This window comes from Streptomyces sp. NPDC056231 (assembly GCF_048270745.1).
In the GTDB taxonomy this organism is placed as follows: domain Bacteria; phylum Actinomycetota; class Actinomycetes; order Streptomycetales; family Streptomycetaceae; genus Streptomyces.
The window spans coordinates 114,876-128,935 of the sequence record NZ_JBLVKW010000013.1 but is presented as its reverse complement, the minus strand read 5'-3'; the positions used below and the strand labels follow the sequence as shown (position 1 = coordinate 128,935).

Genomic DNA, 14,060 nt, shown 5'->3' with positions numbered 1-14,060 from the left:
CTCCTTCGGATCAGGCCGGGGGGGTGCCCGGATCTTACGAACGGCCCCCTCAATGATCAATACTTCGCGCCATGGTTGCTTCATGGTGGTCCCAGGCCCAGCTGGGGATCTTTGTGCACTGGACACCCGCGTCCGTACCGGGCTGGGCCCCGCCGTACGTTCCCGCCGACGAGCTGCCCCTCGCCGGCCGCCGGACGCCACTCGGCTGGACCTCGTACGCCGAGTGGTACGAGAACGCGCTCCGCTTTCCCGGCAGCCCCGTCTCCGCCTACCACCGGGCGACCTACGGCACCCGGCCCTACACCGACTTCGGCAACGACTTCAACGACGGCCTGGACGGCTGGGACCCGGCGGCCTGGGCCCGCAGTTTCCGCGCTGCCGGCGCCCGCTACGCCGTCCTCGTCACCAAGCACCACGACGGGTTCTGCCTCTGGCCCTCCGAGGTCCGCAACCCGCACCGCACCGGCTGGCACACCCCCCGCGACGTGGTCGGCGAGTTCGCCGAAGCGGTCCGCGCCGAAGGGCTGCGGTTCGGCGTCTACTACTCCGGCGGGCTCGACTGGACCTTCGACGACCGGCCCATCGGCACCGGCGCGGACACCGTCTCCGCCGTGCCGCGCGGCGACTACCCCGCGTACGCCGACGCCCAGATGCGCGAACTGATACGCCGCTACCGGCCCGACATCCTGTGGAACGACATCGCCTGGCCCGGCTCGCGCACCGACGTCCAGCGGCTCATCGAGTACTTCCGCTTCACCGTCCCGCACGGCGTCGTCAACGACCGGCTGTTCCCCTACGCGCCGATGTGGCGCGCCCTCCACCTGCCGGGCGCCAAGGCCCTGTACGACCGGTGGGAGCGCCGCACGATCGCGCAGGGAGAGGGGTTCGTGCCGCGCAAGCCCCCGTACTACGACTTCCGCACGCCCGAGTTCGCCCGCTACACCGGCCCGGACCCGTACGAGATCACCCGGGGCATCGACCACAGCTTCGGCTACAACCGGAACTCCCCACCGGACGCCTTCCTCAGCCGCCCCAAGCTGACCTCACTGGTCACGGAGACCGCGGCCGCGGGCGGCAATCTGCTGCTCAATGTGGGGCCGCGCGGCGAGGATGCGACCATCCCCGCCGAGCAGCAGCTCCGCCTGGACTGGCTGGCGGAGCTCACCCCGAACCTCACACCAGATGGATGCGTTCCTGACTGACCGGATGGCCCGCCCGGGCGAACGCGGCCGCCATCGGCGCATTGCCCTGATCGGTGGCGCCCGCGATGAACTCGGCGCCCTCGGCGGCCAGGAAGTGCGTGCACTCGACGAGCAGGTCGTACCCGTAGCCGTGGCCCCGCTGCTCGGGTACGACCCCGATGAAGCCGATGCACGGCCCGCCCGGGTTACGGGCGGGCACATGGAGTCCGGCCACCTCGCCCTCGGGCGTGTACGCCAGCTGCCACCAGGAGCGCGGCGAGGGGCACCAGTGGAAGAAGTCGAGCTCCTCCTGCGCCGCCTGCTCCAGTCCGCCGGGTCCCTCGATGGCCCGGCGGGCGTGCGCGTCCAGCGTGATGGAGTGGACCCGGCGCAGCACGTCGAGGATCACCGCGTCGTCCGGCTCCGGCCGGAAGGTGAGCCGGCCGGGCCGCTCGGGCAGCCCGCACTCCGGCGTCCACTCGTACCGGTACCGCTCGACCAGCAGCTCCATCCCGGCCGCGCGGGCGGCGGCGATCCTGGCCTTGGCGGCGGCCGCGACATCGGGCCGATCCCGCCAGCCGGCGGGCAGGATCAGCTCGTACTCGGCGTACAGCGGTGACTGCCGCAGCAGTTCGGTGCCCGCCTGGTCCTCGCCGTCGGCGAAGTCGAACCAGTTGAGCGTCACGGGTGCGGTGTCCTCGGGCCCCGACCACCAGGCGGCCCTGGCCACCACGACACCGTCGCGTTCGGCGATCCAGGTCCACTCGGGGCGGTACTCACCGCCCTCGCGCACGGTGGCATAGCTGTGCCCGAAGGCGGCGCGGCCGACGAGGCCGCGGTCGGGCAGGGTGCGGAAAAGCTGTGCGTCGCTCTCGGTGAGCGCGCGGATGACCAGATCGGTCATGGAAGAGTCCTCCGGAAGAAGCGATGCGCTCCCGGTCAGACCGAAACCGAAACCGCCCGGCGAACGGGACGGGAGCGCGGGAATGAAGTGGTACTCGTACGCACTGTTCTCGCCTCCTTCCTCGATCTTCGGGCGGGTGGCCACCGTAACCGGTCCTGCGGTGGCCAGTCCACCCAATTACGACCTGGTGCACGACAGAAAGTGGATCAGGTCGTCAGTCCCAGGTCATGTTGAACGCGCGCTCGAAATTGACGTACCCCAGGCGCGCGAACGACTTCGCCATCGGCACATTGCCGAGGTCCGTCGCCGCCCGGATCCGTTCCACCCCGTCCTGCGCGGCGAGCACCCGGGTGCCCTCGGCGAGCAGGTCGTCGATGTAGCCGTGACCACGCTGCGCGGGCAGCACGCCGATGTACGCGATGATCGGGTTGTAGCTGTTGCGGGCCGGGATCACGAACCCGACCGGCTCGCCGCCCGGGAGTTCGGCGATGCGCCACCACTCGCGCGGGGTCTTGTACGCGCCGAGCTCCTCGTCGTAATGCTTCTCCGCCGCCTCACGGGCGGACAGCCCGGACGCCAGGTCCTCCTGGCCGTGCGCGTCGAGCGTGCCCTCCATCACCGGCGTCATCAGCGCGAGGAGATCCTCGCGCCCGGTCACCGGGCGGAACCGCAGCCGGCCGCTGTCGGCGGGCACCGGTGTACCGGCCCGCCACTCCAGGCGCAGCCGCTCGACGAGCATCCGCGCACCGGTGCGCTCCATCACCCGGATCCGTGCCTCGACGAGATCGCGGACCACCGGGTCCTCGCGCCAGGCCGGGGGTACGAAACGACCGTACTCGGGACGCGGAACACCGGTGGGCAGGACGGCAGCCGCTGCCGCCCGCAGCAGCCGCAGACCCGTCTCGGTGCGCTCGGGCTCGGGCAGTGTGTCGTCGAGGTCGAAGAAGTCGAGCGCGAGGGGTATGTCCCCGCCCTGGCTCCACCAGGCGACGCGGGCGACCACGCGGTCTCCGCGCAGCGCCACCCACATCCACTCGGGGCGGCGGCGGCCCGTCGCGAGGTCGTCGGCCAGTTCGTGGTCGAGGACGTACGACAGACGGCAGAAGAGGTCCAGTTCGTCCGGCCCGGTGAGCGGACGGACGGTCAGGGCCGCGGGTACAGCGGTCACAGAGTCTCCTTGGGACGCGTCCAGCCGTGCGGTGAGCACCGCACGGCACGCGGCGGCAGACAGTAGCAACGTTCCCCGGACACCACCGCGAATATCGGGCCGGTCCGTTCCGCGCTGATCAGACGGGCGGCCAGCGGGATTGTTCTGGACACTCCTGGGCGGTCGCCCCGACAATTGAACCTGTGACGTCGTCCTTCGAGTTCCACACGTATCCCGCGCGGGTGTCCGACGCTCAGCGCGACCGTGTTCTCGGTGTGCTCAGAGAAGGCGCCGCGCAGGGTCGGCTCTCCCACGACACGTTCGTACGGCGCATGGAACTGGCCCTGGCCGCCCGCCGCCCGGAGGAGCTGGCGGCACTCACCGCCGACCTGCGGAGCGAAGGCCGCTGGACGCAGGGGCTGTTCCGAGTGGTCGGCGAGGTGTCCGGGTTCCCGGCCCGGGTACGCAGGGCCTGGCAGGCCGAGCGGCTGCCGAAGCTGCTGCTGCCCGCCCCGAGCCCGTACCCCGTTTTCATCGGCCGCGACCCGGCGAACGGACTGCGGCTCACCCATGAGACCGTCTCGCGCAAGCATGCCGAACTCACTGTGCAGGGCGGCCGCTGGATCCTGCGCGACCTCGGCTCGACCAACGGCACGTGTGTGAACGGGCAGCGGGTGACCGGTGCGGTGTCGGTGCGCGACGGGGACCAGGTGAGCTTCGGCCGGATCACCTTCCGGCTTTCCGCGCCCGCACCCAAACCGCCCGGGGCGCCGGGGCTTCCCGGGCGTCCGGCCTGAGCCGGGACGTGGATCACGCCCGTTGGTGGAGGCCGCGTCCGACCAGGGTGAGCGAGTCCTCGCCGACCGCTTCGAAGAGTGCCGGGTGGGCGTGGACGCGGGGCGGGCCACGTCGGACGTTCCGCGTCCACGCCCACCCGACGATCAGCTGACTCTCCCGGGTGCAGCTGACGCGGGCCACGGCGGCGGTCGCGGAGCTGCTGCGCGCGACGGCCCCCTCACCCGAACGGCCGTACCTCCACGGCGCTGAGCGCTCCGCCGTGGTCCCCTTGGTTCATCCGCGCCGCGCAGCGGTGCACCGACCCCGGGGGGCGAGGATGCAGGCCGACACGCCCGACGGCATACCCCCGCCCGCCTCGGACCCGGGTCGTCGTGCCGCCCGGCCCGGCACCGGCCCCAGCCTGCTCGCGCCCGGCGCCGCGCACGATCCGTACCGGCTCTACCGCGTGCTGCGCGAGGAGTACCCGCTCAGCTACGACGCCCCCCTCGGCGCCTGGCTGCTCAGCCGGCACGCCGATGTGTCGACCGCCCTCACCGACCCGCGGTTCACCGGCTTCCCGCACGACGGCGAGCCCCGCGGCGGCCCCGCGCCGCGCGGGCTCTGCCACGGCAGCAGGCTCTGCCTGCCCCGGCCGCAGGACATCGCCAGGCCGACAGCGACCGTGCCCCGCCACCTCTCCGAACGCGTCGAACGGACCGCCTACGTCCTCGCACACCGCATCGCGGGGCGACAACAGGCCGATCTTGTCGATGAGTTCTGCCGCTGGCTGCCCGTGGGCGCTGCCCCCGGAATCTCCCAGGAGCCGGCGCAGCCGCCCGGTCACCCCATCACCCCCTGCATCAGCCGGACCGGCCTCCGTGAGACGGCGCTCGCCTCCCTCCTCGCCAATCTGCTGGACGCCCCCGACTTCCTGGCCGCCCTGCGTATCGAACCCGCCCTCGCCCACCGCGCCTGGACCGAGTCGCTGCGCCGCGACCCGCCCGTGCAGGTCGTGCTGCGCCGCACCGTTGCCGAGGTACGGGTCAGCGGCGGCACGCTCCCCGCCGGGGCGCCCGTCGCCTGTCTGATCGGTGCGGCGGGCCGCGACCCTGAGCGGTACGCCGCCCCCGATCTCTTCGACCCCTTCCGGACCGATCAGAGCCGGTCCAGCGCAGGACCGGAGTCCTGTCCGGCTGTCCCGCTCGGGCGGCTGGAGGCCGAACAGGGGGTACGGGCCCTGCTCGACGCCATGCCCCGGCTCCGCTGGGCGGACGGATTCCGTCCGTCCAGTTCCGGACTGCTCACCCGCGGCCCGCGGACCCTCCTCGTACGATCCGGCTGAGTGCCGGTCCTAAAGGCTGTCCCGTAATCCTTGGTGGATCAGCGCGCGGCGTCAGATGCGGTGCATCGCAAGGCGGAGGGACGTCCTCATACCGGGCGTATTCGAGCGTTCCGACAACGCAGCGAGGTGCCGTAGCTGTCGCCGTGCGCCCGCCAGGGATTACGGGACAGCCTTCAGGCCCCGGGACCGGTCCGCCCGGGATTCAACGACAGGCACGGAGCAGCGCCACCGGTCGTTCGGCGAACAGCGTGTCCACCGCGACCGGACCGCCCGGGAATTCCCGTCCCGGCGTGAGCAGATCGGTCCACGGTCCGTCGCCCGGAAGCGCCAGCGTCGTCCCGCGCCAGCCGCCCGCCCCGGCCAGCCGCAGCGACAGCCTGGTCACCGCCGTGACGACCTCCCCGGAGCGGCAGAAGGCCAGACAGTGCGCGGCCGCCGGGCCCTGCGCGGTCAGCGGGGTGTATGTCCCCGACTCGCCGAAGAGTTCCGGCCGATTCCGCCGCAGTCGCAGAGCCGCCACCGTGAGCGCTGTCTTCTCGCTGACGGGACCGTCCTCGGGCGGCCGGCGGAACGGCTGCCGGTTGTCCGGGTCGACCAGTGCCACGTACTCCTGCTCCGTCCCCTGGTACAGGTCCGGCACCCCTGGCATCGTCAGCTGCACCAGGGCCGCTCCGAGCGTGTTGGCCCGGGTGAAGGGTTCGAGGGAGGCCGCAAACCGCTGCAACGCCTCCCGTGCCGGCCCGGTGCCGGCGGCGGGACCGGCCGCGACGAAGTCCGACACCGCTCGTTCGTAGACCTGATCGGGCTCCGTCCAGCTGGTGAACAGGCCCGCTTCCCGTACGGCTTTCAACAGCGCGGGTTCGAGACGGCCCGCCATCTCGTCGGCGGGCAGCCCCGCGCAGCCGAACGCCGTCTGCCAGGCCTGCCAGGCCAGCTGCGGATCGGGCGCGACCGCGTTCGGGGCTGCCCGCGCCAGCTCCGTCAGCAGCTGGGACCACTGCTGCGGACACTCCGACAGGACCGCGATCCGGGCCCGCACATCCGCGCTTCGCTTGGTGTCGTGCGTGGTCAGCACGGTGCCGGTGGCGGGCCAGTCGCGCGCCAGCCGGGTGCAGAAGGCATGGAACTCCTCCGGAGCCACCGCGGGGCGCCCGGGATCACCGCCCACCTCGGTCGCCGAGATCAGCGGCACGTACCGGTAGAAGGCCGTGTCCTCGACCGACTTGGCCCGCAGCGCCGACGCGGTCTGCGCGAACCGGGCGCAGAATGCCGCCCGGTCCGGCCCGTCACCGAGCCGCCCCAGCGCCAGGTCCCGCACCACATCGACGGCCGCCGCCTCCTCGGCCACGGAGAACAACGCCCTGGCGTCCCGTACGGCAGTGTCCGGCAGCGCCGCCTCCGCCGCCGCGGTGCAGGGCCCGCCAGCCGTGACGTACGGGCGGTAGACCGGGACGCGGACGAGCAGTTCTTCGACGGCGGTGCGCAGCGCCCACGGGGCGTGGTCGCGCAGCGCGGGGTCCTCGGCGCAGATGCGTACGGCGAGGCGGGTCAGCAGGGCGGTCTCCGCGGCCAGTTCATGCGTCACCACCCGGTACGCGGCCCGGCGGACCGTCGTCGACCAGTAGCCGCCGCGGTCCCCGGCCGGGCCGGCGAACTCCCGGTACCGGCCGAGCAGCTCGGTGGCGCCCATCGGATCGGTGAACAGCCCGTCGATCCGGTGCAGCGCGTCGTACCCCGTCGTCCCCGCGACGGCCCAGCCCGCGGGCAGCGGCTCGGTACCGGTGAGGATCTTCTCCACGACCGTCCACCGCCCGCCGGTTGCCTCGTCGAGCCGCTCCAGATAGCCGGCTGGGTCGGCGAGCCCGTCGGGATGGTCGATGCGCAGTCCGTCGACGACACCGTCCCGGACCAGTTCGAGGATCTTGCCGTGGGTGACCGCGAACACCTCGGGGTCCTCCACCCGGACCCCGATGAGGTCCGAGATGGTGAAGAACCGCCGGTAGTTCTGCTCGGTACGGGCCAGCCGCCACCAGCCGAGCCGGTAGTGCTGGGCGTCCAGCAGCTTCGGCAGCGGAAGACCAGCGGTACCGGCCCGGAGCGGGAACTCCTGCTCGCCGTGGCGCAGCACCTCCCCGTCCACCTGGAACCGTTCCATCTCGTCGCCGATCCGTCGGGCGAGCACCGGCAGCAGCACTCGCCCGTCGCCCGCCGCCCAGTCGATGTCGAACCAGCGGGCGTACGGCGAGTCCGGGCCCTCGCGGAGGACCTCCCACAGGGCCCGGTTGTGGCGCGGGGCGGCGGCCATGTGGTTCGGCACGATGTCCAGCACCAGCCCGAGTCCGTGCTCCTGCGCCGTGGCCGCCAGCTGCCGCAGCCCCGCCTCACCTCCGAGCTCGGCCCGGACACGGCTGTGGTCGACCACGTCGTAGCCGTGTCTGGAGCCGGGCACGGCTTCGAGCACCGGCGACAGGTGCAGATGGGAGACGCCGAGGGCGGCGAGATACGGCACCGCGTGCCCGGCGGCCGAGAACGGGAAGTCCGGCTGGAGCTGGAGCCGGTACGTGGCGGTGGGCGTCATGCGAACGTACGTACCCAGCCTGAAGCCGACTGTGACACGGCATCCGGCCGATCCATCCGGACGAGGGGTCGGCTCCGTGGGCGTGCTGCTCCGACGGCTACGCCGGCCGCTGCAGCACCGCCATGCTCCGCCCCACCAGCGTCACCCGGTCGCCCGCAGACACCTTCGGGCCCCCTCCCGGCTGAACCCCCTCCGGGCGGGCCGTGTCGACCACCATCGACCACTGTCGGCCGTGGTTCACCGGAACGGCGAACTCCAGCGTGTCGGCGCTCGCATTGAACATCAGCAGGAACGAATCGTCGGAGATCCGCTCGCCCCGCGGGCCCGGCTCCGAGATGGCGTGCCCGTTCAGGAAGACCGTCAGCGCCTTGGCGTGCGCCGCCTGCCAGTCCCGCTGTGTCATCTCACTGCCCTCGGGCGTGAACCAGGCGATGTCCGTCAGCTCGTCGTGCGTGCCCTCCACCGGCCGCCCGTGGAAGAACCGGCGGCGCCGGAAGACCGGGTGGTCGCGGCGGAGCCAGACCATCGCCCGGGTGAATTCCAGCAGGCTGCTGCGGGGCTCCGGGCCGTCCCCCTCCTCGTCCTCCGCAGCGGCTTTGCGAGGCTCCGGCCAGTGCACCCACGACAGCTCGCTGTCCTGGCAGTACGCGTTGTTGTTGCCGTGCTGTGTCCGCGCGAACTCGTCGCCGTGACTCAGCATCGGCACCCCCTGGGACAGCATCAGCGTGGCGACGAAGTTCCGCATCTGCCGCTCGCGCAGCTCCAGCACCTCCGGCTGGTCCGTCTGGCCCTCCACGCCGCAGTTCCACGACCGGTTATGGCTCTCGCCGTCCTGGTTGTCCTCGCCGTTCGCGTCGTTGTGCTTGTCGTTGTACGAGACCAGGTCATGCAGCGTGAAGCCGTCGTGGCAGGTGGCGAAGTTGATCGAGGCGAGGGGGCGCCGGCCGTCGTCCTGGTACAGGTCCGAGGACCCCGTCAGGCGCCCCGCGAACTCGGCGAGGGTCCGCGGCTCACCCCGCCACAGGTCTCGGACCGTGTCCCGGTACTTGCCGTTCCACTCGGTCCACAGCGGCGGGAAGTTGCCCACCTGGTAGCCGCCCTCGCCCACGTCCCACGGCTCGGCGATCAGCTTCACCTGGCTGACCACCGGGTCCTGCTGCACCAGGTCGAAGAACGACGACAGCCGGTCCACCTCGTGGAACTGCCGGGCCAGCGTGGCCGCGAGATCGAAGCGGAAGCCGTCCACATGCATCTCGGTCACCCAGTACCGCAGCGAGTCCATGATCAGCTGCAGCACGTGCGGGGACCTCATCAGCAGCGAGTTCCCGGTCCCCGTGGTGTCCATGTAGTACTGCTGATCGTCCGCGAGGCGGTAGTACGAGGCGTTGTCGAGGCCTCGGAAGGACAGTGTCGGTCCCAGGTGGTTGCCCTCCGCGGTGTGGTTGTACACCACGTCGAGGATGACCTCGACGCCCGCCTGGTGCAGCGCCCGTACGGCCTGCTTGAACTCGCTCACCTGTTCTCCGCGGTCGCCGCGGGAGGCATACGCGTTGTGCGGGGCGAAAAAACCGATGGTGTTGTAGCCCCAGTAGTTGGCGAGCCCCGCGTCCACCAGCCGGTGGTCCTGGACGAACTGGTGCACCGGCATCAGCTCGATCGCCGTGACCCCGAGCTCCGTCAGATGCGCGATGACCTCCGGATGCGCCAGCGCCGCGTACGTACCCCGCAGTTCCTTCGGCAGCCCCGGATGGAGCATTGTCAGACCCTTCACATGGGCCTCGTAGATTACCGTGCGGTGGTAGTCCGTACGGGGGCGCCGGTCGTCACCCCAGTCGAAGTACGGATTGACCACCACCGAGCTCATGGTGTGCGGCGCCGAGTCCAGATCGTTGCGCGCGTCGGGCCGGCCGAACGGATAGCCGTACACCGCCTCGCCCCACCGGATCTGCCCGGAGACCGCCCGCGCGTACGGGTCGAGGAGCAGTTTCGCGGAGTTGCAGCGGGCTCCGCGCTGCGGTTCGTACGGCCCGTGCACCCGGAATCCGTACCGCTGACCGGGCATCACCCCGGGCAGATAGGCATGGCGGACGAAGGCATCGGTCTCCCTCAGCTCCACCGCCGTCTCGGATCCGTCGTCGTGCAGCAGGCACAACTCGATTCGGTCGGCGGCCTCGGAGAAGACCGCGAAGTTGGTGCCGACGCCGTCGTACGTGGCACCGAGGGGATACGCCTGTCCCGGCCAGACCTGCATAGATATGACTCTTCCACTTCTGCTCCGGGTGCTGGGGGCACTGGGGACCGACCCGGCCAGATCTTCCCCGAAAGAGTGCCCCGGACCCGGCCCCGCAACGCCGCCTCCCATGTGCCGGTCGGTCTTAACGAAGGAGCCACCAGGGCTTGTGGCCGACGCGGCGGGCGGGCGTGCCGTGCGGTGCGACGGGGCAGGGCGTGCCGGGAGGGGCATCGGGATGTTGACCGGTCCGGTCGGCCACGTCCGCCGGACCGGTCAACATCGGGCCTCTCCGTGTCGCCCGGAACCGGAGTCCGAGAACCTGACCGGGGCGCACGTCCGGAATGCGGCCCTTGACAGGGTGCTCAATCACTATGAATCAGCTCACTACGGCAGAACTTGCCGCAGGGAACGCGCCCGGCAACTGGGGGAGTTGAGAAAGGAGCCTGTCCATCCGGCTGCACCGGCTCCCGCTCCCGGAGTACCCTTCCTTGATCGTTGGTGGGGGAGCGGAAGGCGGTGCGCGGTTGAGCTCGGGAGGGTTCGAGCTTCCCCCGGGTGACCCAGGTCACGAGGGGGAATCCGTCGACGCCCCGCCGGGGGCGGTATCGCTTGCGCAGCCCATGGAGATCGGTGCCGAACTGGGCTGGGGCGCGGAAGCCTGGAGCGAGGTCCGGACCAGGGCCCAGCGAGCCGGGCGTGCCTATATCTGGCTGAATCTCGTGGAACAGCGGCTGCGCTCCGTGGTCGCCGCGGTGCTGCGGCCGATCTACGAGCCGGTGCACGGCGAGGACTGGGTGGTGGCCGCCGCGGGGCCCGCCGGACAGGAATGGGTGCAACGCGCCGTCGCCGTGCGCGAGGTCTCCCGCCGCAAGGGCTATCTGCTCGACCCGGCCGACGACAACGTGCTCAGCTTCCTCACACTTCCGCAGCTGCGGGAGCTGATGGTCCAGCACTGGCCCTGCTTCGAGCCGTACTTCGACGACCGGCGCGATGTCGAGCTGGCACTCGACGAACTGGAGGTCGCCCGCAATGTCGTCTCCCGCAACCGTGCGCTGAACGAGGCGGTCCTCGCCCAGGCCGAGCGTGCCTCGGCGCGCCTCCTGGAGATCCTGGGCAGCGGCGCCGCGATGCCGTCCGCCGACCGGCTGCCGGTCGACGCCGTCGAGGAACTGGTCGGTGACCGGTACGCGGATGTGGTCTCCGTCCACTCCGACCGGGTCCGGCTGCAGCGCCAGCTGCCCGCCGAGGACCTTTTCGGCGGTTCGCGCCGCCTCGACGCGATCGGCATAGGCCTCAATCTGCTGGTGCAGAACTTCTCCGGCCGCCGGCTGGTCCGGCTCGCCGAATCGGGCTGCCGGATCCGGCTGCTGTTCATCAACCCGGCCAGCAGCGCGGTCAAGCGGCGTGAGCGGGAACTCGGTCTGAAGAAGGGCGAGCTGAGCCGGTCGGTCGAGATGAACATCCTCCACATGCGCCGGGTCCGCTCCAAACTCCGTGATCCGGGCGCGTTCGAGATCCACGTCTTCGACGAGACGCCGCGCTTCACGGCCTATCTGGTGGACGGCGACGGGGCTGACGCGGTGGGTGTCGTCCAGCCCTATCTGCGGCGCGCACGCGGCATGGAGGCGCCGGTGCTGGTGCTGAGAGGCGGGGGCCGGGCGGTGGTCCGGGCGGGTCAGGACAACGAGAACGGGCTCTTCGAGACGTACCGCGAGGAGTTCGAGTCCGTGTGGACGGACTCCCGGCCGGTCTCCTGAGCCCTCGCCCCGCCCGCCTGCACGTCACCTGTCGCACGTGTTGTCAGTGGTGCATGGCAGGGTGGTCATCACCTGGGGGAGAGCACCACGAAGGAGGTACGGGATGAGCTGGCACCGGGAGGCGCTGGTCGGCTTCGACCTGGAGACGACGGGCACGGAGCCGCTGGAGGCCCGGATCGTGACGGCCGCGGTCGTCGGCGTCGCAGGCAGGGACGGGGAGCCGGTGCGGCAGCGTACCTGGCTGGCGGATCCGGGGATCCGGATTCCCGCGCAGGCCTCGGCGATCCATGGCATCAGCAGCGAGCGGGCAGCGGCGGAGGGCCGGCCGGTGCGCGAGGTGGCGGACGAGATCGCCGAGACGCTCACGGGCTACTGGCGCCAGGGGGTGCCGGTCGTCGCGTACAACGCCGCCTTCGACCTGACGCTGCTGACGGCGGAGTTGCGCCGGCACGGGCTGCCGTCCCTGAGCGACCGGCTCGGCGGTCGCGGGATCGGTCCGGTCGTCGACCCGTACACGATCGACCGGGCGGTCGACCGCTACCGTAAGGGCAAGCGGACCCTGGAGGCGGTCTGCGTCGAGTACGGAGTGGTGCACGGCGGTGCGCATGACGCGAGCGCGGACGCGCTGGCGGCGGTACGGGTGGCGTACGCGATAGCCGCACGCCACGGCTCGGTCGCCGCACTGACGGCGAGCGAACTCCACGAGCGCCAGGTCACGTGGTACGCGGACTGGGCAGCGGACTTCCAGTCCTTCCTGCGCCGCAAGGGCACCGCGGACGCGGTGATCGATCCCCATTGGCCCGTACGCGAACCGGCCCAGGTCACCACCTGAACGCGCGCCCCGGTGCCCGGGGCAGGGCGAGCACGCCCGCACACATCAAGCCCGCCTCCCCACTCACGCCCGTCCGGCGTGCGAGGACGGAACCGCGGCCCCGGTGTCCGGCGTGAGCGCGCCCGCACCAGCCCGTCCGGCGCTTGAGCGGCCGCCGGACGCTCCCGGCACACTCTTAGGGCGTGTTTCGAAAGTCCCGCCTGCCGGGCGACGCCTGGCACGCACGCTCGCCGCGTTGTCGGGCTCGCCCCGATACGACCGGTATCGGGGCGACCCTCCGCCTTGCGATCGCACGCACCAGACGCCGCCCGGCCCGCCCTACGGGCGCACGACGCTACCTTCGAAACACGCCCTAGAACGGATACCACCGCACCTCGGGGGCCTCGTCGCGCAAGGACGCGACCCTGCGTCGGAACTCCGCCAGCGCCGCCGGATTTCCCGGCGCATGCTGCGCGACCCACGCGCAACTTGCCGTCTCCCGGGCCCCCCGCAACACCGCACACCCGTCCCACTCACGCACGTCCCACCCGTAGGCGTCCGTGAATCCGTCGTACGCCTCCGCCGCCAGCCCGTACCGGTCCCGGGACAGCGCCAGCACCACCAGATCGTGCTCGCGCAGATCCGTGGAGAACGTCTCCAGGTCCACCAGCACCGGTCCGTCCGGACCGACATGGACATTGCGCGGCAGCGCGTCTCCGTGGATCGGCCCCGGCACCAGATGCGGTACCAACGCCGCAGCCGCCGCCGCGAATCCGTCCCGCCGTTCCCGCAGATACTGTGCGTCGGCCGGATCGATCGCGTCGCCTGCGAGCCGCAGCCACCGCTCCACCCCGCCGAGCAGCTCACGCCGGGGCAGCGTGAAGCCCTCCGGCGCGGGCAGTGCGTGGACCAGGGTGAGCAGCTGCGCCAGATCCCGCGGCTGGGCGGCACGTACCGCGTCGGGGAGCCGGTGCCAGACCGTCACCGGATGCCCCTCGACCAGCCGCGCCTTCGGTTCAGCCGCCCGCACCGCGGGGACCGACGATCCGGCGAGCCACTCTGCGACAGCCACCTCGCGCTCGGCCCGGGCCAGCAGTTCCGGATTCTGCACGGCGTTCCGGCCGACCTTGACCACCAGGCCGCCGACGGCGAACACCGCGTTCTCACCCAGCGCGAGCAGCTCAGCGCCGTCGGACAGTCCGGCAGCGGTCAGTACCTCGCGCGCACGCATCTCGTTCATGGATCCGATTTTCGCATCTGTGCAGGCGACCTTGACGAACCGACGACCCGTCAGCACCATGGCGGGGGCAACCTGAGCGGCCAGATCCGG

The 14,060-nt window shown here is 71.5% G+C and carries 10 protein-coding genes; 5 read left to right on the top strand and 5 right to left on the bottom strand.

The annotated features are described in order from the left end of the window. Window positions 1–71: 71 nt before the first annotated feature. Window positions 72–1,202, top strand: coding sequence for an alpha-L-fucosidase (locus ACNPQM_RS13920; RefSeq protein ID WP_418084222.1), 1,131 nt, complete (start codon window positions 72–74; stop codon window positions 1,200–1,202). Here the strand turns inward: ACNPQM_RS13920 and ACNPQM_RS13915 are convergent. Then, window positions 1,174–2,085: a GNAT family N-acetyltransferase gene (locus ACNPQM_RS13915; RefSeq protein WP_418084244.1), complete on the bottom strand. Its 912-nt coding sequence runs from the start codon at window positions 2,083–2,085 to the stop codon at window positions 1,174–1,176. The two genes, ACNPQM_RS13920 and ACNPQM_RS13915, sit on opposite strands and share 29 nt — an antisense overlap. A gap of 214 nt (window positions 2,086–2,299) precedes the next feature. Continuing rightward, window positions 2,300–3,253 (bottom strand): GNAT family N-acetyltransferase, encoded by a 954-nt coding sequence (locus ACNPQM_RS13910; RefSeq protein ID WP_418084221.1) that lies wholly within the window; start codon window positions 3,251–3,253, stop codon window positions 2,300–2,302. 182 nt (window positions 3,254–3,435) lie between these two features. Between ACNPQM_RS13910 and ACNPQM_RS13905 the strand changes: the two genes are divergently transcribed. Together ACNPQM_RS13905 and ACNPQM_RS13900 are read left to right on the top strand one after the other, a co-directional pair. Further along, window positions 3,436–4,029: a DUF1707 and FHA domain-containing protein gene (locus ACNPQM_RS13905; RefSeq protein WP_358856465.1), complete on the top strand. Its 594-nt coding sequence runs from the start codon at window positions 3,436–3,438 to the stop codon at window positions 4,027–4,029. A gap of 317 nt (window positions 4,030–4,346) precedes the next feature. Continuing rightward, complete coding sequence (locus ACNPQM_RS13900; RefSeq protein WP_418084243.1) at window positions 4,347–5,351, top strand: cytochrome P450; 1,005 nt, start codon at window positions 4,347–4,349, stop codon at window positions 5,349–5,351. A gap of 202 nt (window positions 5,352–5,553) precedes the next feature. Here ACNPQM_RS13900 and treY read toward each other — a convergent pair whose 3' ends face one another. Together treY and glgX are read right to left on the bottom strand one after the other, a co-directional pair. Then, window positions 5,554–7,929 (bottom strand): malto-oligosyltrehalose synthase, encoded by a 2,376-nt coding sequence (treY, locus tag ACNPQM_RS13895; RefSeq protein ID WP_418084220.1) that lies wholly within the window; start codon window positions 7,927–7,929, stop codon window positions 5,554–5,556. Between the two features lie 97 nt (window positions 7,930–8,026). Further along, window positions 8,027–10,180: a glycogen debranching protein GlgX gene (gene glgX / locus ACNPQM_RS13890; RefSeq protein WP_358856468.1), complete on the bottom strand. Its 2,154-nt coding sequence runs from the start codon at window positions 10,178–10,180 to the stop codon at window positions 8,027–8,029. A 506-nt stretch (window positions 10,181–10,686) separates the two neighbouring features. On the opposite strand from glgX, the gene ACNPQM_RS13885 reads away from it, so the two are divergent. Together ACNPQM_RS13885 and ACNPQM_RS13880 are read left to right on the top strand one after the other, a co-directional pair. Beyond that, complete coding sequence (locus ACNPQM_RS13885) at window positions 10,687–11,919, top strand: SAV2148 family HEPN domain-containing protein (RefSeq protein WP_366690455.1); 1,233 nt, start codon at window positions 10,687–10,689, stop codon at window positions 11,917–11,919. 103 nt (window positions 11,920–12,022) lie between these two features. After that, the gene (locus ACNPQM_RS13880) at window positions 12,023–12,751 is read left to right on the top strand and encodes a 3'-5' exonuclease (protein ID WP_358856470.1); all 729 of its coding nucleotides are present in this window, start codon (window positions 12,023–12,025) and stop codon (window positions 12,749–12,751) included. A 352-nt stretch (window positions 12,752–13,103) separates the two neighbouring features. Here the strand turns inward: ACNPQM_RS13880 and ACNPQM_RS13875 are convergent, their stop codons facing one another. After that, window positions 13,104–13,970, bottom strand: coding sequence for a phosphotransferase enzyme family protein (locus ACNPQM_RS13875; protein WP_366694333.1), 867 nt, complete (start codon window positions 13,968–13,970; stop codon window positions 13,104–13,106). Window positions 13,971–14,060 lie beyond the last annotated feature (90 nt).